The organism is Allobosea sp. UNC402CLCol, assembly GCF_000745475.1.
GTDB classification, from domain to species: domain Bacteria; phylum Pseudomonadota; class Alphaproteobacteria; order Rhizobiales; family Beijerinckiaceae; genus Allobosea; species Allobosea spartocytisi.
Window position 1 is genome coordinate 151,962 of record NZ_KN050692.1, and the last position, 20,414, is coordinate 172,375.

General features: G+C 66.7%; 18 protein-coding genes. 2 read left to right on the top strand and 16 right to left on the bottom strand.

The features are described 5' to 3' along the window. Positions 1-58 precede the first annotated feature (58 nt). The 12 genes from pyrH to coaD all read right to left on the bottom strand — a co-directional run bounded on the left by pyrH (position 59) and on the right by coaD (position 14,003). The gene (gene pyrH / locus GY40_RS23225) at positions 59-766 is read right to left on the bottom strand and encodes a UMP kinase (protein ID WP_038367577.1); all 708 of its coding nucleotides are present in this window, start codon (positions 764-766) and stop codon (positions 59-61) included. A gap of 109 nt (positions 767-875) precedes the next feature. Continuing rightward, positions 876-1,799: a translation elongation factor Ts gene (gene tsf / locus GY40_RS23230; protein ID WP_038367580.1), complete on the bottom strand. Its 924-nt coding sequence runs from the start codon at positions 1,797-1,799 to the stop codon at positions 876-878. 182 nt (positions 1,800-1,981) lie between these two features. Continuing rightward, entirely contained in the window at positions 1,982-2,983 is a 1,002-nt protein-coding gene (locus tag GY40_RS23235) for a 30S ribosomal protein S2 (RefSeq protein ID WP_038367582.1), read from the bottom strand. A 243-nt stretch (positions 2,984-3,226) separates the two neighbouring features. Next, positions 3,227-3,610, bottom strand: a complete 384-nt coding sequence (locus GY40_RS23240; protein WP_051988549.1) for a pore-forming ESAT-6 family protein — start codon at positions 3,608-3,610, stop codon at positions 3,227-3,229. 249 nt (positions 3,611-3,859) lie between these two features. Further along, complete coding sequence (locus GY40_RS23250; protein ID WP_038367587.1) at positions 3,860-4,237, bottom strand: VOC family protein; 378 nt, start codon at positions 4,235-4,237, stop codon at positions 3,860-3,862. An 82-nt stretch (positions 4,238-4,319) separates the two neighbouring features. Further along, positions 4,320-5,015: a helix-turn-helix transcriptional regulator gene (locus tag GY40_RS23255; RefSeq protein WP_038367590.1), complete on the bottom strand. Its 696-nt coding sequence runs from the start codon at positions 5,013-5,015 to the stop codon at positions 4,320-4,322. Between the two features lie 9 nt (positions 5,016-5,024). Beyond that, on the bottom strand, positions 5,025-5,753 hold the full coding sequence (gene pncA / locus GY40_RS23260) for a bifunctional nicotinamidase/pyrazinamidase (RefSeq protein WP_038367592.1): 729 nt from the start codon (positions 5,751-5,753) through the stop codon (positions 5,025-5,027). Between the two features lie 88 nt (positions 5,754-5,841). Next, complete coding sequence (gene dnaE / locus GY40_RS23265; RefSeq protein WP_038367595.1) at positions 5,842-9,318, bottom strand: DNA polymerase III subunit alpha; 3,477 nt, start codon at positions 9,316-9,318, stop codon at positions 5,842-5,844. A gap of 631 nt (positions 9,319-9,949) precedes the next feature. Next, positions 9,950-10,639 carry an ABC transporter ATP-binding protein gene (locus GY40_RS23270; RefSeq protein WP_038367597.1) on the bottom strand — a complete coding sequence of 230 codons (690 nt, stop codon included), beginning with the start codon at positions 10,637-10,639 and terminating at the stop codon, positions 9,950-9,952. Continuing rightward, a complete protein-coding gene (locus tag GY40_RS23275) occupies positions 10,639-11,931 on the bottom strand; it encodes a lipoprotein-releasing ABC transporter permease subunit (protein ID WP_051988446.1) in 1,293 nt (430 codons plus the stop codon). Before GY40_RS23275 ends, GY40_RS23270 begins: the two co-directional genes overlap by 1 nt. Positions 11,932-11,959: 28 nt before the next feature. After that, positions 11,960-13,291, bottom strand: a complete 1,332-nt coding sequence (gene proS / locus GY40_RS23280) for a proline--tRNA ligase (protein ID WP_038367599.1) — start codon at positions 13,289-13,291, stop codon at positions 11,960-11,962. 211 nt (positions 13,292-13,502) lie between these two features. Continuing rightward, entirely contained in the window at positions 13,503-14,003 is a 501-nt protein-coding gene (coaD, locus tag GY40_RS23285; protein ID WP_038367602.1) for a pantetheine-phosphate adenylyltransferase, read from the bottom strand. A 363-nt stretch (positions 14,004-14,366) separates the two neighbouring features. Between coaD and GY40_RS23290 the strand changes: the two genes are divergently transcribed. Together GY40_RS23290 and GY40_RS23295 are read left to right on the top strand one after the other, a co-directional pair. Continuing rightward, the gene (locus tag GY40_RS23290) at positions 14,367-16,238 is read left to right on the top strand and encodes an ABC-F family ATP-binding cassette domain-containing protein (protein WP_038368686.1); all 1,872 of its coding nucleotides are present in this window, start codon (positions 14,367-14,369) and stop codon (positions 16,236-16,238) included. A 149-nt stretch (positions 16,239-16,387) separates the two neighbouring features. After that, a complete protein-coding gene (locus GY40_RS23295; RefSeq protein WP_038367605.1) occupies positions 16,388-17,074 on the top strand; it encodes a DUF2161 domain-containing phosphodiesterase in 687 nt (228 codons plus the stop codon). 80 nt (positions 17,075-17,154) lie between these two features. Here GY40_RS23295 and GY40_RS23300 read toward each other — a convergent pair whose 3' ends face one another. The 4 genes from GY40_RS23300 to GY40_RS23315 form a co-directional block, all read right to left on the bottom strand. After that, positions 17,155-17,865: a L,D-transpeptidase family protein gene (locus GY40_RS23300; RefSeq protein ID WP_038367608.1), complete on the bottom strand. Its 711-nt coding sequence runs from the start codon at positions 17,863-17,865 to the stop codon at positions 17,155-17,157. A 136-nt stretch (positions 17,866-18,001) separates the two neighbouring features. Continuing rightward, complete coding sequence (locus GY40_RS28395; protein WP_248311265.1) at positions 18,002-18,415, bottom strand: hypothetical protein; 414 nt, start codon at positions 18,413-18,415, stop codon at positions 18,002-18,004. Beyond that, complete coding sequence (locus GY40_RS23310) at positions 18,412-18,864, bottom strand: DNA polymerase III subunit chi (RefSeq protein ID WP_038367611.1); 453 nt, start codon at positions 18,862-18,864, stop codon at positions 18,412-18,414. Before GY40_RS23310 ends, GY40_RS28395 begins: the two co-directional genes overlap by 4 nt. Positions 18,865-18,913: 49 nt before the next feature. Further along, positions 18,914-20,407 carry a leucyl aminopeptidase gene (locus GY40_RS23315; protein WP_038367613.1) on the bottom strand — a complete coding sequence of 498 codons (1,494 nt, stop codon included), beginning with the start codon at positions 20,405-20,407 and terminating at the stop codon, positions 18,914-18,916. Between the last annotated feature and the right edge of the window lie 7 nt (positions 20,408-20,414).

The following is a 20,414-nucleotide window of genomic DNA, read 5'->3' on the forward strand; positions in this document are numbered from 1 at the left end:
GTGCTCGAAGGATGAGGGCTTGAGCTCTTCAAGCGGGGCCAGTGAAGGTGCGCCCCGCTCAGGGAGTCACATAGGTCGCCCGCCCCTCGCCCCGGAGCACGGCCGCGAGAGCGCCCGACTCGGCGATGGAGAAGACGACGATGGTGAGGCCGGCATCGCGGGCGAGCGCGAAGGCGGCGGTGTCCATCACCTTGAGATCGCGCCGGATCGCGTCCTCATGGGTCAGGGTGTCGTAGCGGGTCGCGGTCGGATCCTTCTTCGGATCGGCGCTGTAGACGCCGTCGACCTGCGTCGCCTTGAGCAGGTGGCTGCAATCGAGCTCCGCCGCGCGCAGGGCCGCGCCGGTGTCGGTGGTGAAATAGGGATTGCCGGTGCCGCCGCCGAGGATGACGACCTTGCCGTTGCTGAGATGGTCGAGCGCGCGCTTGCGGGCATAGCTCTCGCAGAGCGAGGGCATCGGCACCGCCGACATGGCGCGGGCCGGCGCACCGGCCGCCTCGATGGCGTGCTCCAGCGCGAGCGCATTCATCACCGTGCCGAGCATGCCGATCGAATCGGCGGTGGTGCGGTCCAGCCCCTTGTTGAGCCCCTGCACGCCGCGGAAGAAGTTGCCGCCGCCGACGACGATGCCGACCTCGACGCCTTCGCGCGAGGCATGGGCGATGTCGGCCGCCAGCGCCACCAGCGTGCCGCCGTCGAGGCCGTAGCCCTGCGCTCCCGCAAGGGCTTCGCCGGAGAGCTTCACGAGAACGCGTTTGGGTCGCATCGATGATCTCTCCGTCCATTCGGGCCGCCGCCGGGAATCGGCGCGGCCCTTCTTCCTACAAAAAAGGCCGCGCGATGCGCGGCCTTTCTGTCATTCCTGAACAGGCTTGTCAGCCCGTGGTGCCGCCGGCAGCAGCGACTTCGGCAGCGAAGTCCTGCTCTTCCTTCTCGATGCCCTCGCCGAGCGCGTAGCGGACGAAGCCCGTGAGCTTCACCGGAGCGCCGAGCTTGCCTTCGAGCTCCTTGAGCACCTGCGCGACCGACTTCGAGCCGTCATGGATATAGGCCTGCTCGAGCAGGCAGTATTCCTTGGCGTAGCTCTTCAGGCCGCTCTCGGTGATCTTCTCGAGCACATGGGCGGGCTTGCCGGCATTCTTCTCGGCCAGGATCGCCTTCTCGCGCTCCAGCACGTCGGGAGCGACCGAGGCGAGGTCGAGCGCGACCGGGTTGGTCGCGGCGACGTGCATGGCGAGCTGGCGGCCGAGCGCGACGAGCTCGTCGCTCTTGGAGGTCGTCTCCAGCGCGACGATGACGCCGATCTTGCCGAGGCCCTCGGCGATCGCGCCGTGGACATAGGAGCCGATCAGGCCCGAGGAGACCTTGAGCGCGGCGACCCGGCGCAGCGTCATGTTCTCGCCGATGGTGGCGATGGCGTTGGCGATGGCTTCCTGCACCGTGCCGCCACCCGGATAGTGATGGCCGAGCAGCGCCTCGGCGTCGCCGCCGCGCTCCAGCGCGACATCGGCGATGCTCTTGGCGAGCGCCTGGAATTCGGGGTTGCGGGCGACGAAGTCGGTCTCGGAGTTGACCTCGACCACGACACCCTCATGGCCCTGCACGGCGACGGCGACAAGGCCCTCGGCGGCGACGCGGCCGGCCTTCTTGGCGGCCTTGGAGAGGCCCTTGGCGCGCAGCCAGTCGATGGCGGCCTCGAGGTTGCCGTCATTGGCGGAGAGCGCGGCCTTGCAATCCATCATGCCCGCGCCAGTCTTGTCGCGGAGTTCCTTCACGAGTGCGGCGGTGATCGCTGCCATTGTCTCAAATCCTTAGCTGTCGTGCGGTGCGGGCCCGGGAGGCCGGCCGCGGATCTCTCGTTGCGACGCCATCGATGGGGAAACGCCGACGCTCCGTTTCCGGCCGTCGGCGCTGTTTGGCATCACATCAGAAGCCTGATTGCGACGCGCGAATGACGCGCCGCCATCATTCATTCGGCCGATCAGGCGTCGGCGAGCTCGCGCGCCTGGGCGACCCAGCCCTCGCGCTCGATCTTGCCACCGAGCTTGAGGTCGTGGTCGATCTTGGTCACGTCGGCCGGCGACATCGCCGCGATCTGCCAGAAGTGGTAGATGCCGCCGTCGTTCAGCTTCTGGACCGCGTCGGGGCCCATGCCGGAGAGCTTGGTGAGATCGTCCGGAGCGCCGCGCGGCGTGGTCAGCACCTCGAAGACCTGGCCTTCGGCCGCAACCGGCTCCAGGGCCTCCTCGACGATCGGAGCTTCCGACGCGCCGAGATCGACGCCGTGGTCGCCCGAGGCGCGGCCGATGCCGTCGATCGCCGAACGGGCGATCAGGTCGCAATAGAACTGGATGGCGCGGCCGGCGTCGTCATTGGCCGGGACCGGGAAGGTGATGCCGTCCGGATCCGAGTTCGAATCGACGATGGCGGCGACCGGGATGCCGAGGCGCTGGGCCTCCTTGATCGCGAGCGCTTCCTTGTTGGTGTCGATCACGAAGATCATGTCCGGCGTGCCGCCCATGTCCTTGATGCCGCCGAGCGCCTTCTCGAGCTTGTCGCGCTCACGCGACAGCATCAGACGCTCCTTCTTGGTCAGGCCGGAGCCGCCGCCATTGAGCAGCTCGTCGACCTTGCGCAGGCGCTGGATCGAGGCCGAGATGGTCTTCCAGTTGGTCAGCATGCCGCCGAGCCAGCGGGAGTTGACATAATACTGGGCCGAACGCTTGGCGGCATCGGCGATGGCATCCTGCGCCTGGCGCTTGGTGCCGACGAAGAGGACGCGGCCGCCCTTGGCGACGGTGTCCGACACGGCCTGCAGGGCGCGATGCAGCATCGGCACCGACTGCGACAGGTCGAGGATGTGGATGTTGTTGCGGACGCCGAAGATGTACGGGGACATCTTGGGGTTCCAGCGGTGGGCCTGGTGGCCGAAATGGGCGCCGGCCTCAAGGAGCTGGCGCATCGAGAAATCAGGCAGAGCCATGGTATTCGTTATCCTTCCGGTTGAGCCTCTGGAGCGCGAATGAACAGGCATAGGCTGCCGCGTCACCGGAACGCCTCTTAGGACAGAGGCGATGCGCTCCATGTGGGATGGCGTGCGCCATACAAGGGATAGCGCCGCAATGCAAGCCGGCAAGGCATAGAAAAGCCGATGGAGCCGGCAAATACCCCGCGCGAGCGGCTCGCGCGGGGTCGTTCCTGACGAAATCGGTGCCCGATCCGCCCCTTACTGCGGCAGCTTGGCGCCCATCTGCTTCACGAGATCGCCGATCTGCTTGCAATAGACGGCCGACGTGCCGTTCTGCGCCTTGGCGATGGCCTCGATGTCCTGCTCCATCCCCATGGCGGAGATCTTGCCCTTGCGGCCGGCAGCCTCGGCGGCATCACCGCCGCTGAGATCGGCCGGGGCCGGGATCAGCGCGACCAGCTTCTTCTGGACCTCGACCGCACCGCCATCGGTGTAGCCCTTGTCGACGCAATAGCCGAGAAGGCCGAGCTGATTGCGCGCCGCCTGATAGGCGAGCTTGAGCTGGTCGGCCTGGGTCTGGGCGAAGGACGGCAGGGCGGAAGACAGCAGCGTGGCGGCCGCAACGACAACCTTCAATGACATTTTCGAGATCATTTTGGAGTATCCTTCAAGCTTTCAAATCAATCGCATGCGAGACATGCGCTCCCTCCCCCCGCCTCGTGCCTAACCGCCCCGGCCCATGCCGACAACCCCCGCTGCCGAACGGCACGCATGCCGTTCGTGCCAGGCCGGAAACCGCTGCTGGGCGGCTCCTGAAGGACCGACCATCCAGGCAGGTTCCTGCCAAGCGGTTCTTGCCAGGCAGGTTCCGGGAAACACCTGCCGGACGCTTCAGCCTTCCGCCGGAAACGGCCAGAACACGCGCAGGCGATGACCGTTGGGATCGGACGCCGTGAAGGTGCGGCCGAAATCGAGATCGGTCGGCTCCTGCAGGATCGCGATGCCACGCCCACGCCACGCCGCGCAGGTCGCATCGACGGCCGCGGCAGACGGCGCCATCATCGCGACCTCGGCCGCTCCGCCCTGCGCGGTTGCGGCAGGCTCGACCGTATGGCGCGACCAGAGCCCGAGCCGGATGCCCGAGGGCAGCACGAACATCGCGAAGGTCGGCGACAGTTCCTTCGGCTCCTGACCGATCAGATCGGCATAGAAGCGCGCACTCGCTGCCGGGCTCTCGACATGCAGCAGGATGAAATGAGCATCGAACATGATTGGCCTCCAGGGCTCGTCTTCGGCGGTTTCGACGATGCAGACCGTAGAATCAGATGCTGCCAATTTCCGGCAGTGTCCGTCACTGAGGCGACGGAATGCCCTCCTTCTCGCGCCAGGCCTTGAGCAGCACTGCGCGCCGCTGCGGATAGCGCGCATCCAGCGGCTCGAACCGGTCGATACGATCGACCCGGAAATGGCGAAAATCCTGCCGCAGTTCGCACCAGGCGACGAGGACGCGGACATGATCGAAGAAGGACAGCGCCAGCGGCCAGACGATGCGCTCGCTCGCCCGCCCCTGCCCGTCGCCGTAGGCCATGCGAGCCCGGCGCTCGGCGCGGATCGTGCGCCGCAGGGCGGCGAGATCGATGCCCTCTCCGGCGGCGATCGCCCGACCCGGCCCGAGGATCAGCACCGCATCCTCGACGCGGCGCGTCAGGTCGGTTGGCAGCACGGCGACGATCTTCGCCATGGCATCGCGCGCCGCGAGCGCGAGCGGGCCGTCGGCGCGGTCCGCGACCCAGCGCGAGCCAAGCAGCAGCGCCTCGATCTCGTCCTCGCCGAACATCAGCGGCGGCAGCATGAAGCCCGGTTTCAGCACATAGCCGAGGCCGGGCTCGCCCTCGATCGGGGCGCCCTGCCCCTGCAGCGTGACGATATCGCGATAGAGCGTGCGAATGCTGACGCCGAGTTCATCGGCGAGCCGGCGACCGGAGACCGGACGCCGGTGGCGGCGCAGGAGCTGGATGAGATCGAGCAGGCGCTGGGCGCGCGACACCGACGCGGCTCAGCCCGGCAGGTCGCTCACCCTGATCCGGGTGATGTCGTTCTCGGCCATCTCGGCCCAGGCCTTCTCCAGCGAACCTTCGAGATCGATGGCGCGGCAGGCATCCTCGACGACATAGGTCTCGAAGCCGGCGGCGGATGCATCCTGCGCCGTCCAGCTCACGCAGAAATCGGTGGCGAGCCCGACGATGACGGCGCGCAGGATGCCGCGCTCCCTGAGATAGCCGGTGAGGCCGGTCGGGGTCTTGCGGTCGGCCTCGACGAAGCCGGAATAGCTGTCGACCTCGCGGCGATAGCCCTTGCGGATGATCGCCTGTGCGCTGGAAACGTCGAGATCGGCGCGGAACTCCGCCCCCTTCGAGCCCTGGATGCAGTGATCCGGCCAGAGCACCTGCCGGCCGTAAGGCATCTCGACCGTCTCGAACGGCTTCTTGCCGGGATGGCTGGAGGCGAAGGAGGAATGCCCGGCCGGGTGCCAGTCCTGCGTCAGCACGATGTTCGAGAAGCGCTTCGCCAGCGCGTTGATGACCGGGACGACCTCGTCGCCCCTGGGAACGGCAAGGTTGCCGCCGGGGCAGAAATCGTTCTGGACATCGACGACGATGAGAACGGCGCGCTCGTCGATCACGGGTGTCTCCTGTGCCCGGGCGCCATGCGGTACGCCGGCAACGGTCAGCACCGTCGCCCCCGCGATCAGCATGCGCCTGTCGATCTCGAACGGTCCAGCCATGGCCGCCCTCCTTGCGGTCTACAGCGTGCTTCAACCCTATGCCGCGGGCAAGTGCCGGCAAGGCGGGAAACAGGCCGGCCGGCAGGTCTCAACGCAGTTCGACGCTCACAACACCGGGAGCGGCGCGCACCGCATTGGCGACCTGCTGGGTGACCGGGTATTTGCCCGGCAGCTCGATCTCGACCTCCTGCGCACCATCGTCGAGAATCATGACGATCGATACCTTGCCGTCGGAGCGCGAAGCCTCGCCGCGCGGCCGGATGCGCTCGGCGATGGAGGGCACGGCCTTGTCGTCGCGCAGATAGATCAGGAGGTCCTGCTTCTGGCGCGAGGCGAGATCGTCGAGCACCTCGACATCCTCGATGCGCGGACGCACCTCCTCGCCGTCGAGCACGGCGGAAAGCCGCAGCACCAGCGCCCGGCCCGGCTCCAGCAAATCGCGGTAGCGCATCAGCCCTTCCGAGAACAGGACCGCCTCGAACTGGCCGCTCGGATCCGACAGGTTGACGATGCCCATCTTGTTGCCGGATTTGGTGCGCCGCTCCGACTTGTCGATGACGGAGACCGCGACCTTGCCGACGCCGGTGCCGTTGGCGCGCACGGTCTGGGCGAAATCGGCATAACGCTGCACGCGCAGGCGCTTCAGCACATGCTCGTAATCGTCGAGCGGATGGCCCGAGAGGAAGAAGCCGACCGCCTCGTGCTCGCGCTTGAGCTTCTCGGCCGGAGCCCAGGGCTCGACCTGCGGGATGCGGAAGGCTTCCTGGACGACGCCGCCGCTCAACAGGTCGAACTGGCCGGCGGCCGCCTCGTCGCGGGTGCGGTTGGAGAGCGCCAGCATGCCATCGATGGCGGCCATGGCGCGGGCCCTGTCCTCCTGGAGCTCGTCGAGCGCGCCGGCGGCGATGAGCGCTTCCAGCGTGCGGCGGTTGACCAGCCTGGTGTCGATGCGGCGCGCGAGATCGGCGAGATCGCGGAAGGGACCGCCGGACTGGCGCGCCGCGACCAGCGCCTCGACCGCCGCCCGGCCGACGCCCTTGATGGCGCCGAGCGCGTAGAAGATCTTGCCCTCGGCGACGTCGAACTCGACGCCGGAATGGTTGATCGCCGGCCGCTCGACCTTGATACCGAGCCGCTCGGCATCGCGGCGGAATTCCGAGAGCTTGTCGGTGTTGCCCATGTCGAGCGTCATCGACGCGGCGAGGAACTCTACGGGAAAGTTCGCCTTGAGATAGGCGGTCTGGAAGGCGACGACCGCATAGGCCGCCGCATGGCTCTTGTTGAAGCCGTAGTCGGCGAACTTCGCCAGGAGGTCGAAGATCTCGGAGGCGATGTCCTTCTTGATGCCGCCCTCGATGGCGCCCTTCACGAAACGGTCGCGCTGGGCGTCCATCTCCGCCTTGATCTTCTTGCCCATGGCGCGGCGCAGCAGGTCGGCTTCGCCGAGCGAATAACCCGAGAGCGCCTGCGCGACCTGCATCACCTGTTCCTGGTAGACGATGATGCCGTGCGTCTCGCGCAGATAGGGCTCCATGCCGGGGTGGAGATAGGTCGGATCCTCCAGCCCGAGCTTGCGGCGGCAATAGGTCGGGATGTTGTCCATCGGGCCGGGACGGTAGAGCGCCACCAGCGCGATCAGATCCTCGATCCGGTCGGCCTTCATCTCGACCAGCGCCTTGCGCATGCCGACCGATTCCACCTGGAACACGCCGACCGTCTCGCCGCGCGCCAGCATGGCGTAGGTCGGCGGGTCGTCGAAGGGCAATTGGGCGAGGTCGATCTGGATGTCGCGCTGGGCGATGAGCTTCACCGCCGTGGTCAGCGTGGTCAGCGTCTTGAGGCCGAGGAAGTCGAACTTCACCAGCCCGGCCTGCTCGACCCATTTCATGTTGAACTGGGTGACGCGCATGCCGGTGCGCGGATCGACCGAGAGCGCGACGAGCTGTTCGAGCGGCCGGTCGCCGATCACCACGCCTGCGGCGTGAGTCGAAGCATGGCGGTGAAGCCCTTCCAGCTTCTGGCCAATTTCGAGCAGCCGCGCGACGATCGGCTCCTCTTCGGCCGCCTGCTGCAGCTTCGGCTCGCCCTCGATGGCATCCTTCAGCGAGATCGGCTTGGCCGGGTTCTGCGGCACCAGCTTGGTCAGCTTGTCGACCTGGCCATAAGGCATTTCCAGCACGCGGCCGACGTCGCGCAGCACGCCGCGCGCCAAGAGCGTGCCGAAGGTGATGATCTGGGCGACGCGCTCCTGTCCGTAATGATGCTTGACGTAGTCGATCACCTCTTCACGCCGGTTCTGGCAGAAGTCGATGTCGAAGTCCGGCATCGAGACGCGATCCGGGTTGAGGAAGCGCTCGAAGAGCAGGCCGAAGCGCAGCGGATCGACGTCGGTGATGGTCAGCGCATAGGCGACGAGCGAGCCAGCGCCCGAGCCGCGACCCGGGCCAACCGGGATATCCTGGGCCTTGGCCCATTTGATGAAGTCCGAGACGATCAGGAAGTAGCCCGGGAACTTCATCCGGGTGATGATCGAGAGCTCGAAATCGAGCCGCTTCTCGTAATCCTCGACGGAGAAGCCCTCGGCCGGGCCATGCTTGGCGAGCCGCGCGGCAAGACCGGCGCGCGCCTGTTCCTGCAATTCCTCGGCCTCGTCGCGGCCCTCCTCGCCGAAGCGCGGCAGGATCGGCTTGCGGGTGGTGACGCGCCAATGGCAGCGCATCGCGATCTCGACGGTGTTCGCCAGCGCCTCGGGCAGATCGGCGAAGCGCTTCTTCATCTCGGCGCGCGAAGCGAAATAGTGCTCGGGCGTGACGCGGCGGCGCGTGCCATCCGAGACGAGGCGCCCTTCCGCCACGGCCAGCAGCGCGTCATGGGCGTCGAAATCGGCGGGCTTGGCGTAGAAGGGCTCGTTGGTCGCGACGATCGGCAGATCGGCATCATAGGCGAGGCGCAGGAGATGCGCCTCCAGCGCCGCCTCGTTCTCGCCGCCATGGCGCTGGATCTCGACATAGAGCCGGTCGCCATAGATTTGAGCGAGCGTGGCGAGCCGCGCCGCCGCCACGGGAATCTGGCCATTGCGCAGCGCCGTATCGACCGGCCCTTCGCTGCCGCCCGTCAGCGCGATCAGCCCGTCGTGATAGGCCGCAAGGCGCTCGATCGTGGTCACCGGCTGGCCGGCGCCACCGGTCGCCAGCGCGGCCTCGCTGACGAGCTTCATCAGATTGCCGTAACCGGCCTCGTCCATGGCGAGCAGGACGATATGCGGCAGGCGCTGCGGCTGCACCGGCCTGCGGCCGCCCTCGCCCTCATCGGCAAAATCGACCGAGAGCTGCACACCGACGATCGGCTGCAAGCCGGAGCCGGACAGCTTCTCGGAGAATTCCAGCGCGCCGAAGAGATTGTCAGTGTCCGTCAGCGCCAGCGCCGGCTGGCCGTCGGCGGCGGCCATCTTGGCGAGCGTCGTGACCGTCATCGCGCCTTCGAGCAAGGAATAGCTCGAATGGACATGGAGATGGACGAAGCCGATATCCGACAGGATGCGTGTCTCGCCTGCGTCCCGTCCCATGTCCCTCTCCCGCCGCCGCGCCGCGACTCGCTCACCCGTGCCTTTTCTTATGGAACTCCCCGGGGGCGCCCGTCGATAGCCTCTTCGGGCCGGCTGTGGACGGCGCGCCTCCCGCCCCCTCCTGCCATGATCAGACCTGCGGCCCTGAGAGAAGAGCGGCCCAGAGCCAGATCATGCCGAGGAAGACCGCAAGCGAGGCGATCTCGGCCAGGCCGGCGGCGAATTTACGCGCTGCAGTCATAGCGAACCTCCGTTGTTCTCGATAGGTTCATGTTAGTTCATCTTTTGTTCTCGTCAATTGCCGAGGCGAAAGGGACCGGCCCAGCCTCCTTGAAGAGTCAACGATTGCTTAACGATTGACGCTTGTGGCGCCTCGCCTGGCGTAAAACCGCGTCATGCTCGGGCTCGACCCGGGCATCTCTCGCAAAATGAACTGCGGAACCACCCCGTCATCCCGGACAAGTGGCGAAGCCGCGTAGATCCGGGATCCATCGTAGAGCGGAGCGCCCTATCATGGATCCCGGCCCTCCGCTTCGCTGCGGCCGGAATGACGGGGTGGTTCCGCAGTTCATCATCAGGCAGGGGAGCTCCGGGTCGCCGCTCCGCGGCGCCCGGGAATGGCGGCAGGCTCTTAAGCCAGCGGCACGACCAGCCCTTCGCGGATGGTGACCTGGCGGTCCATCTTGCGGGCGAGATCGAGGTTGTGCGTCGCGATCAGCGCCGCGAGCCCGGAGGCGCGGGCGAGCGCGATCAGCGTGCCGAAGACATGCTGCGCGGTTTGCGGATCGAGATTGCCGGTCGGCTCGTCCGCCAGCAGCAGGCGCGGACCGTTGGCGACAGCGCGGCCGATGGCGACGCGCTGCTGCTCGCCGCCCGAGAGCTCGCCCGGCAGATGGTCGAGCCGCTGGCCGAGACCAAGGAAGCTCAGGAGCTCCGCCGCCCGTTCCTCCGCGACATCCCGGTCCAGCCCGCGGATGCGCTGCGGCAGCACGACGTTCTCCAGCGCCGTGAATTCCGGCAGGAGATGGTGGAACTGATAGACGAAGCCGATCTCGGTGCGGCGCAGCCGCGTGCGGCCCTTGTCGTCGAGCTTGGTGGTGGCCAGCCCGCCGACGAAGACCTCGCCGCCATCCGGCTTCTCCAGCAGGCCGGCGACATGCAGCAGGGTCGACTTGCCGGTGCCGCTCGGCGCCACCAGCGCGACGACCTCGCCCGGCCAGAGCGCGAAATCGGCCTTGCGCAGCACTTCGAGCGGCGCATCCGCCTGCGGATAGAAACGCTCGACCTGCGACAGGAAGAGCGCGGGCGTTTCCTGCGCCATCAGCCCATCCTCAGCGCTTTGACGGGGTCGAGCCGTGCCGCCTTCCAGGCCGGATAGAGCGTCGCCAGCAGCGACAGCGTCAGCGCCATCAGGACGACGTTCACGACATCGCGCCAGTCGAGCACCGAGGGGATGTCGCTGAGGAAGCGCACCGTCGGGTCCCAGAGATTGGCACCGGTGATCCAGTTCAGCGCGGCCATGATCGACTTGATGTAGTGGGAGAAGAGAACGCCGAGGATCAGCCCGGCGAGCGTGCCGACGACGCCGATCGCTGCGCCGGTGATCAGGAAGACGCGCAGAACCGTGCCGGCCGTCGCGCCCATGGTGCGCATGATCGCGATGTCCTCGGTCTTGTCCTTCACCAGCATGATCAGGCCGGAGACGATGTTGAGCGCCGCCACCAACACGATCAGCGTCAGGATGATGAACATGACGTTGCGCTCGACTTCCAGCGCATTGAAGAAGCTGCGATTCCGCTGCCGCCAATCGGAGAGGACGAGCGGGCGCGGCGCATCCGCTTCGATGGCGTCGCGGACCTTCTGCGTGTTGTCGGGATTGTCGACGAAGATCTCGATGACGTTCACATCGCCGTCGCGGTTGAAATAGGCCTGGGACTCGGCGAGCGGCATGTAGACGAAGGTGCCGTCGAACTCGGTCATGCCGATAGAGAAGATCGCCTTGACCGGGTAGGCCTTGATGCGCGGCGCCGTGCCGAAGGGCGTCGAGGCGCCCTGCGGCGTCACCAGCGTGATCGTGTCCCCGACCTGGACGCCGAGCGCGTTGGCGAGGCGGATGCCGATGGCGACGCCGGGCGGAGCGGCATCGAAGCCATCGAGCGTGCCGGACTTGATGTTGCCGCCGATGAAGGGGATCGCCTTGATGTCGGCCTCGCGCACGCCGCGCACGAGCACGCCGTTATTGCCGGTCTGGGAGGATGCCAGGGCCTGGCCCTCGACCAGCGGGATGGCGAGCTGGATGCCGGTGATCTTGCGCAGCCGCTCGGCCACGCTGTCGTAATCGTCGAGGGGCCGGTCGATCGGGGTTGCGAAGATATGGCCGTTCACGCCAACGATCTTCTCGAGCAGCTCCTTGCGGAAGCCGTTCATCACCGACATCACGATGATCAGCGTCGCGACGCCGAGCATGATGCCGAGAAAGGAGAAGCCGGCGATGACCGAGACGAAGCCCTCGCGCCGGCGCGTCCGGAGATAGCGCCCGGCGAGCAGCCATTCGAAGCCGGCAAAAGGCTTCGTGCCGGTCGGGATGTCCGAACTTTCGGCGACGGCGCTCATGCCCAATATCCCGCTGCCCGATATCCCGTCACGCCGCCTTGCCCTTGAAGCGATCGAGAGCGGCCTCCAGCGAGACGAGCTCGCGCTCGCCGCCGGCACGGCGCTTGATCTCGACCTTGCCCTCGGCCAGCCCCTTGGGGCCGACGATGATCTGCCAGGGCACGCCGATCAGGTCGGCGGTGGCGAATTTGGCGCCCGGCCGGTCGTCGGTGTCGTCGAGCAGCGCGTCGTAACCCTTGGCGAGCAGGTCCTTGTAGAGGCGTTCGGCTGCGCCGTCGGTTGCGGCGTCGCCAGCCTTGAGGTTGATGACGGCGATGTCGAAGGGTGCGATCTCCTCGGGCCAGACGATGCCGGCATCGTCATGTCCGGCCTCGATCAGCGCCGCGACGAGGCGGCTCGGCCCAATGCCGTAGGAACCGCCATGGAGCAGGACCTGCTGGCCGTCCGGGCCAGTGACGCTCGCGCCCATGGGCTCGGAATATTTCGTGCCGAAATAGAAGATGTGACCGACCTCGATGCCGCGCGCCGAGACGCGCTTCTCCTCGGGAATCGCTTCGAAAGCGGCCTTGTCGTGCATCTCCTCCGTGGCGGCATAAAGGCTCGTCCACTTGTCGACGACGCCCTGCAGGCCCGGAACGCTGTCGAAATCGGTGTCGGCCGCCGGAGTCTGGAAGTTCAGATAGTCGCTGTGGCAGAACACCTCGCTCTCGCCGGTCGAGGCCAGAACGATGAACTCGTGAGACAGGTCGCCGCCGATCGGGCCGGTATCGGCGCGCATCGGGATCGCCCTCAGGCCGAGCCGCGCGAAGGTGCGCAGATAGGCGGTGAACATGCGGTTATAGGCGTGGCGGGCCGTGTCCTTGTCGAGGTCGAAGGAATAGGCGTCCTTCATCAGGAACTCGCGGCCGCGCATCACGCCGAAGCGCGGACGCACCTCGTCGCGGAACTTCCACTGGATGTGGTAGAGATTGAGCGGCAGGTCCTTGTAGGACTTGACATAGGCCCGGACGATCTCGGTGACCATCTCCTCATTGGTCGGGCCGTAGAGCATGTCGCGATCATGCCGGTCCTTGATGCGCAGCATCTCCTTGCCATAGGCGTCGTAGCGCCCGCTCTCGCGCCAGAGATCGGCCGATTGGATCGTCGGCATCAGGATCTCGACGGCGCCCGAGCGGTTCTGCTCCTCGCGCACCACCTTGCAGATCTTGTCGAGCACGCGCAGGCCCAGCGGCAGCCACGCATAAATGCCGGCCGATTCCTGACGGATCATGCCGGCGCGCAGCATCAGCCGGTGCGAGACGATCTCCGCTTCCTTGGGCGTGTCGCGCAGAATGGGCAGGAAATAGCGGGAAAGACGCATCGGAAAACCTGTCGGAGGGCGTCGCGCAGGGCCCTGCACGACGAGTCGCTTCACCTGAGAGACACCATCGCTCTCGGCAAAATGCAAACCAAAATCGGCAGAAAGCGGCGGAAGATGGCGAAGTTATGTGTCTTGCGCCCCGCCCCGTCGGCCGAGCTGGAACCGGACCCGTCATTCCGGGCCATGATCCGGAATGACGGCCGTTTATGCTTCAGCCTTTGGCGAAGCGCGCCTTCAGCGCCGCCAGCACCGGCGGCGGCACGAAAGCCGAAACATCGCCGCCCATCGCCGCGATCTGCCGGACCAGCGTCGCGGTGATGTGGCGCACACCGGGCGAGGCCGGCAGGAAGACCGTCTGCACATCGGGCGCCATCGTGCCGTTCATGCCGGCCATCTGCATCTCGTAATCGAGATCAGTGCCGTCGCGCAGGCCGCGGATGATGAGCGTGGCGCCCGCGCGACGGGCCGCGTCGACGGCGAGATCGTCGAAGGTCACGACGTCGAGCACGGCCCCCTTCGCCGCCAGCAGCGGGGATGCGACTGCGCGCACTAGATCGGCGCGCTGCTCGACGGGGAGAAGCGGCGCCTTGCCGGGGTGAACGCCGATCGCGACGACCAGCCTGTCGCAAAGCCCTGCTGCGGCGGCGATGACGTCGGCATGGCCGTTGGTCACGGGGTCGAAGGAGCCGGTGTAGAAAGCGGTGCGCGTCATGATCCAGCGTTAGCGGCTGGCATCGCCGGCGACAAGCACCGCCGGCTGCAAAGCCGCGTGCCGCCGCATCGGTTGCCGCAACAGGATCAGGAGAACGGAACGATCGCCGTAAGCGCCGCAACGCTGCCGAGGATGATCGCGACGCAGATCATCAGGGGCGCCAGGAAGGAAACAGGGCGGGACGCGACTTGGAACGGGTAGGCATGCATCGAAGACAGCCTCGCGAATCAAAGAATTACTGCATTTCCGTTGGGTGAAGGCGCCAGCGGGCCGCGCCGCGGCAGGATCGTGACGAAATCGTGACGTTTGCCCCGTTTCGCGCTTTCGATTGGCTTTTCCGGCCGACCGCCCTACATCGCCGGAATGCTGACGATCAACGACATCACCTATCGCCTCGGCGAGCGCCTGCTGCTCGACCACACCGGCGCCGCAATTCCCGATGGCGCGCGCGTCGGCTTCGTCGGCCGCAACGGCACCGGCAAGACCACGCTGTTCAAGATCATCACCGGTGATCTCGGCACCGAGAGCGGCAATATCAGCCTGCCGAAGGGACGGCGCATCGGCGGCGTCGCGCAGGAAGCGCCGGGCGGGCCGGAATCGCTGATCGAGGTGGTGCTCGCCGCCGACATCGAGCGCACCGCCCTGATGAAGGAGAGCGAGACCGCGACCGATCCGCATCGCATCGCCGAGATCGAGACGCGGCTCGCCGATATCGGCGCCCATTCCGCGCCGGCCCGCGCCGCGATGGTGCTGCACGGGCTCGGCTTCAACGAGGAGGCTCAGCAGCGTCCCTGCTCCGATTTCTCGGGCGGCTGGCGCATGCGCGTCGCCCTGGCGGCCGTGCTGTTCTCGGAGCCCGACCTGCTGCTGCTCGACGAGCCGACCAACTATCTCGATCTCGAAGGCACGCTCTGGCTCTACGACTACCTCGAGCGCTATCCGCATACCGTGATCGTCATCAGCCATGATCGCGAATTGCTGGACACCTCTGTCGACCACATCATGCATCTCGACCAGGGCAAGCTCACGCTCTATCGCGGCGGCTATTCCTCCTTCGAGAAGCAGCGGGCTGAGAAGCAGATGCAGCTCGCCCGCGCCAAGGAGAAGCAGGACGCCGAGCGCAAGCATCTCCAAGCCTTCGTCGACCGCTTCAAGGCCAAGGCTTCGAAGGCGCGGCAGGCCCAGTCGCGCGTCAAGCGGCTGGAGAAGATGCAGACGATCGCCGCCATCACCGACCGCGACGTCCAGCCCTTCGCCTTCCCGGGCCCCGAGAAGCCGCTCTCGCCGCCGATGATCGTGCTGGAGGATGCGAGCGCCGGCTATGGCGAGCGCAAGGTGCTGTCGCGGCTCAATCTCAGCCTCGCGCCGGACGATCGCATCGCGCTGCTCGGCTCCAACGGCAACGGCAAGTCGACCTTCTGCAAGCTGATCGGCGGCCGGCTCGACGCCATGTCCGGCGAGATGAAGAAGTCGAGCAAGCTGGAGACCGCCTATTTCGCCCAGCACCAGCTCGACGAATTGCGGATCGAGGATACGCCGGTCGGCCATCTGCGCGATCTGATGCCGGATGCGCCTGAGGCAAAAGTGCGCTCCAAGGCGGCGCAGATCGGCTTCCCCGCGTCCAAGGCGGATACGCCGGTGAAGCTGCTCTCCGGCGGCGAGAAGGCACGGTTGATGCTCGGGCTCGCGACCTTCCACGGGCCGCATCTGCTGATCCTCGACGAGCCGACCAACCATCTCGACATCGACAGCCGCACGGCGCTGGTCAATGCGATCAACGACTATCCCGGCGCCGTCATGCTGGTCAGCCACGACCGCTTCCTGATCGAGGCCTGCGCCGACAGGCTCTGGCTGGTCGCGGGCGGCACGGTGAAGAATTTCGACGGCGACATGGACGACTACCGCACCTATGTGCTCGGCGCAGCCAAAGCCGAAAGGCGCGGCAAGCCGGCGCCGGAGGCCACTGCGAAGCCGAAAGCGGACGAGCGCAAGGAAGCGGCGACCAAGCGCGTGGCGCAGGGGCCGCTCCGGCAGAAGCTCAACCTCGCCGAGGCACGCATCGCCAAGCTGACGGGCCTCATCGAGAAGGTCGATGCCGCGCTCGCCAACGGCGCCTTTTCGCGCGAGCCCGACAAGGCGCTGCAGCTCTCCCGCCAGCGGGCCGAGCTGGCGGAAGCGCTCGCGGCGGCGGAGGAGGAGTGGCTGGTGCTGGGCGAGGAGTTGGAGAGCGCCTGAAGCACGCGCTTCGGGCCGAACGAACATGGTCCGAGCCAGGCACGCGTTTATCCGAGCAAGCGGCGCATGTCGTGCGCCCGTTCGCGGCGGCGTTTGCCTCTCTGAAACGACTATCGGGGCATGCTCGACGGGTTGCCCGGAGATCCGATGTGGAAACGTCCCTTTATCTACCCGTCAAACGCTTCCTCGAGGGCCTCGGCTATAGCGTCAAGGGCGAAATCGGGCATTGCGATCTCGTCGGGCTGCGGGATGACGATCCGGCCGTGGTGGTCATCGGCGAGCTCAAGCTGACGTTCAATCTGGAGCTCATTCTGCAGGGTGTGGACAGAATGAGCCTCGGCGACGAGATCTGGCTGGCCGCCCAGCTTTCCGCCAAGGGCAAGGGCCGCGAAAGCGATCCGCGATATCGCAATCTCTGCCGACGCCTCGGTTTTGGACTGCTGGGCGTCTCCTCATCCGGCCGCGTCGACGTCCTGGTGTCTCCCACCGCGCCGACGCCCCGGAAGGATCCGCGCCGGCGCTCGAGATTGGTCGAGGAGCATAAACGACGCCAGGGCGACCCCGCCGCCGGCGGAGGCACGCGCAAGCCGATCATGACGGCCTATCGCCAGCAGGCGCTCGCCTGCGCGGCAGCGATGACATCGGCGCCGCAACGGCCGCGCGATCTCAAGCGATCCTTCCCCGATGCCCAGAAGATCCTGCGCAGGAATGTCTATGGCTGGTTCGAGCGCTCCGAGCGCGGCGTCTACGCGCTGACCGAGACAGGCCGCAGCGCGTTGGCGACATGGCTGCCGGAGCCTCCTGCGGGCCAGGATGGCAGCGGAGTGGCTGCCTGAGGTCCGGGCATCCGCCATCGGCAGCGCCGCGCAGCGAGCATCAACTGCCCGCTGCCCGCACCGGAGGCTGACGCCGTCGCCTAGGCCGGCAGGACGACCACCTTCGTCTTGACCGGCGTGCGATTGTACAGGTGGATCATGTCCTGGCTGAGCAGGCCGACACAGCCGCTCGTGACCCCCGAGCCGATCGACTCGGGATCGCTCGACGCATAGATCGTGTAGAGCGTGTAGACGCCGTTCTGATAGAGATGGAGCGTGCGGGCGCCGAGCGGGTTGTCGAGGCCACCCGGCATGCCGCGGGCGTATTTGGCGGCCTCGGGCTGGCGCTTGATCATTTCCTTGGGCGGTGTCCAGGTCGCCCATTCGGACTTGCGCCCGACATAGGCGTCGCCGTTCCAGCGGAACCCGTCGCGGCCGACATTGGCGCCGTAGCGTGTGGCGGCCCCGTCTTCCTCGATGCGGTAAACGTAGTAATTGCCGGGATCGACGATGATCGTGCCGGGCGCTTCCTTGGTTTCGTAGCGCACGGTCTTGCGGAAATATTTCGGATCGACCTTGGTGACGTCGACCGCCGGGATCGGGAATTTCTCCTCAGGCACGGGCCCGTAGACCTTCTCCGCCTCGGCGAGGCTCATGCCGTCGGAGATCGCGCAACCGCCCAGCGTCAGCGCGCCGAGCCCCATGGCGGAGCCGGCCAGAAACGACCGGCGGTTGAGAAGCCCCGCGCGACGCTCCAGCAGAGCAATCTCGTCCATCTTGCCGGAATCGGCATTCCTACCGTCCATGATCATCTCTGGTCGCTTCCCATGTCCTGCTGCCCGACGAGAACATACGCCGGTCTAGTTCCGCTGAACGTCTTGTTGAATTGAGAGTGCCGCCACGGGGCTCGACTGGCAAGCCCGGGGATGACGGCCGAGCAGACGCCGCTCAGCCCTCCCCGCCCGGCTTCACGATTCGGCCCAACCTGTTGTCGGTGAACAGATAAAGCTCGCGGCCACCAGGCTCGGCATAGAGCACCTGCACCTCGCGCTGACCCTTGCCGCTCTCGCCGATCAGCACGTCGGTCGGGGCCTTGCCCTTGAGCTTGACCAGCTCGCATTCGGTGATGCCAGGCGCGATCTCCTTGGGCAGCGGCCGTGTCGAGGGGTCGAGCGAGACGCCGACGCTGCACTCGCCTTCCGGCGTCAGCACCGGCTCGCGCGTCGAGATGCCGGCGCTGCCGGTGGTCGTCGTCGTGGTGGTGACGCCACCTTTCGTCTCCGACTGGAAGGCGAAGCCGCCCATGTCGACCGAGCAGCCGCCGAGCGCCGCGGCGCAGAGGAACAGGACAGGCAGTCTCACGCTTTCTTCTCCCAGCGGCCGGCCTCGTCCTGCTGCCAGTAGCTGGCGGCATGTCCGGAAGCCCTCGCCTTCTTCCAATCCTCGCGAGCGGCACTGAGCGCCTCGGGATCGTCACCATCGAATATCAGAACGACGCGCTCGTAGTCCTGCATTGCGTCCGGAATGCGAACGCCATCCGCGCAGATTCTCACCTGCGCGGCATTGGGGTTATGCGCCTGCGTCGTCACCACGATCGGGTTCTTGGCCGCGTCGGCTTCCATCGCCGTGACATGCGGCAGGAAGCTCTCATCGGCATAGGTCCAGAGATGGTCGTCGACGACGCTCATCCGCTCCTGGCTGGAAACCTCCACCACGACCTTCTGACCACGCGCCAGCGCCCGGTCGAGGATGGTCGGCAGGACCTGCTCGAGCGGGCGCGACTGCAGATGGAAGAACAGGATCTCAGCCATAAAAACCCCTGCGACCCAAAACTTTACCGATACTTCCTGAGAAAGCGAATCACCCTTCGTAATGGTCCTTCACCAGCCGGTCGAGCAGGCGCACGCCCCAGCCCGGCCCCCAGGAGCGGTTGATCTCGCTGTCCTTGGCCGCCATGCCCGTGCCGGCGATGTCGAGATGAGCCCAGGGCGTGTCGTTGACGTGGCGCTGCAGGAACTGCGCTGCGGTGATCGAGCCGGCATAGCGGCCGGACGAGTTCTTCATGTCGGCGAATTTCGAATCGATCATCTTGTCGTAGGCCTTGCCGAGCGGCATGCGCCAGACCGTCTCGCCCGTCGCGAGGCCGGCCGCCGTCAGGCGCTGCGCCAGCTCGTCGCTATTGGTGAAGAGGCCGGCATTCTCCTGCGCCAGCGCGACCAGGATCGCCCCCGTCAACGTCGCCAGGTTGATCATGAAGCGCGGCTTGAAACGATCCTGCGCGTACCAGAGCACATCGGCCAGGACGAGCCGGCCCTCGGCGTCGGTGTTGATGATCTCGATGGTCTGGCCTGAGAGCGAGGTCACGATGTCGCCCGGGCGCTGGGCATTGCCGTCCGGCATGTTCTCGACGAGGCCGATCACGCCGATGGCGTTGACCTTGGCCTTGCGGGCCGCGAGCGCATGCATGAGACCGACGACGCAGGCCGCGCCCGCCATGTCGCCCTTCATGTCCTCCATGCTGGCGCCGGGCTTTAGCGAGATGCCGCCGGTGTCGAAGGTGACACCCTTGCCGATGAAGGCGACCGGCGGCTCGTCCTTGCCGGCGCCGTTCCAGCGCATGACGACGACGCGGCTCTCGCGGCGCGAGCCCTGACCGACGCCGAGCAGCGCCCGCATGCCGATCTTCTTCAGATCCTTCTCGTCGAGAATCTCGACCTCGACGCCGAGCTTTTCGAGCTTCTTCGCACGATCGGCGAACTCCTCCGGATAAAGGACGTTCGGCGGCTCGTTGACGAGATCGCGCGCCAGAACGACACCGGCAGCGATGGCATCCGCCGCTTTCAGGGCCTTCTTCGCGGCCGCGGGATCGGCCACCCGGAGCGTGACCGCGATGGAGCCGGTCTCGTCCTTGTCCTTGCTCTTCGTCTTGTAGCGGTCGAAGACATAGCTCCGCAGCCTGAGGCCCAGCGCCAGATCGGCGGCCTGTTTCGCCTCCACCATGCCCTCCGGCAGAGCGAGGACGATCTCCGCGCTACGCCCGGCGGCAAGCCGGCCTGCGATCACTCCGCCGAGCTTCACGAAATCGAGTTCGCCGCGATCAGCGGCGGATCCGGTGCCGATCGCGATCAGCCGCTCATAGGCGGCGCCTTCGGGCGCAGGCAGCGTCAACCCGGCATAAGCCTTGCCCTTGAAGCGCTCGGCGGCGGCGGCACGCGTGAGCAAAGCCTGCGCGCCCGGCCCCGCAGCCTCCTGCGCCGCTCCCGAAAGGGTCAGCGCGTCGGAAACGAGGACGACGAGATCGTGCCCCTCGACCGTATCCGGGGCTTTGATCTCGAGCTTCAGGCGCTGCGACATGATCCGC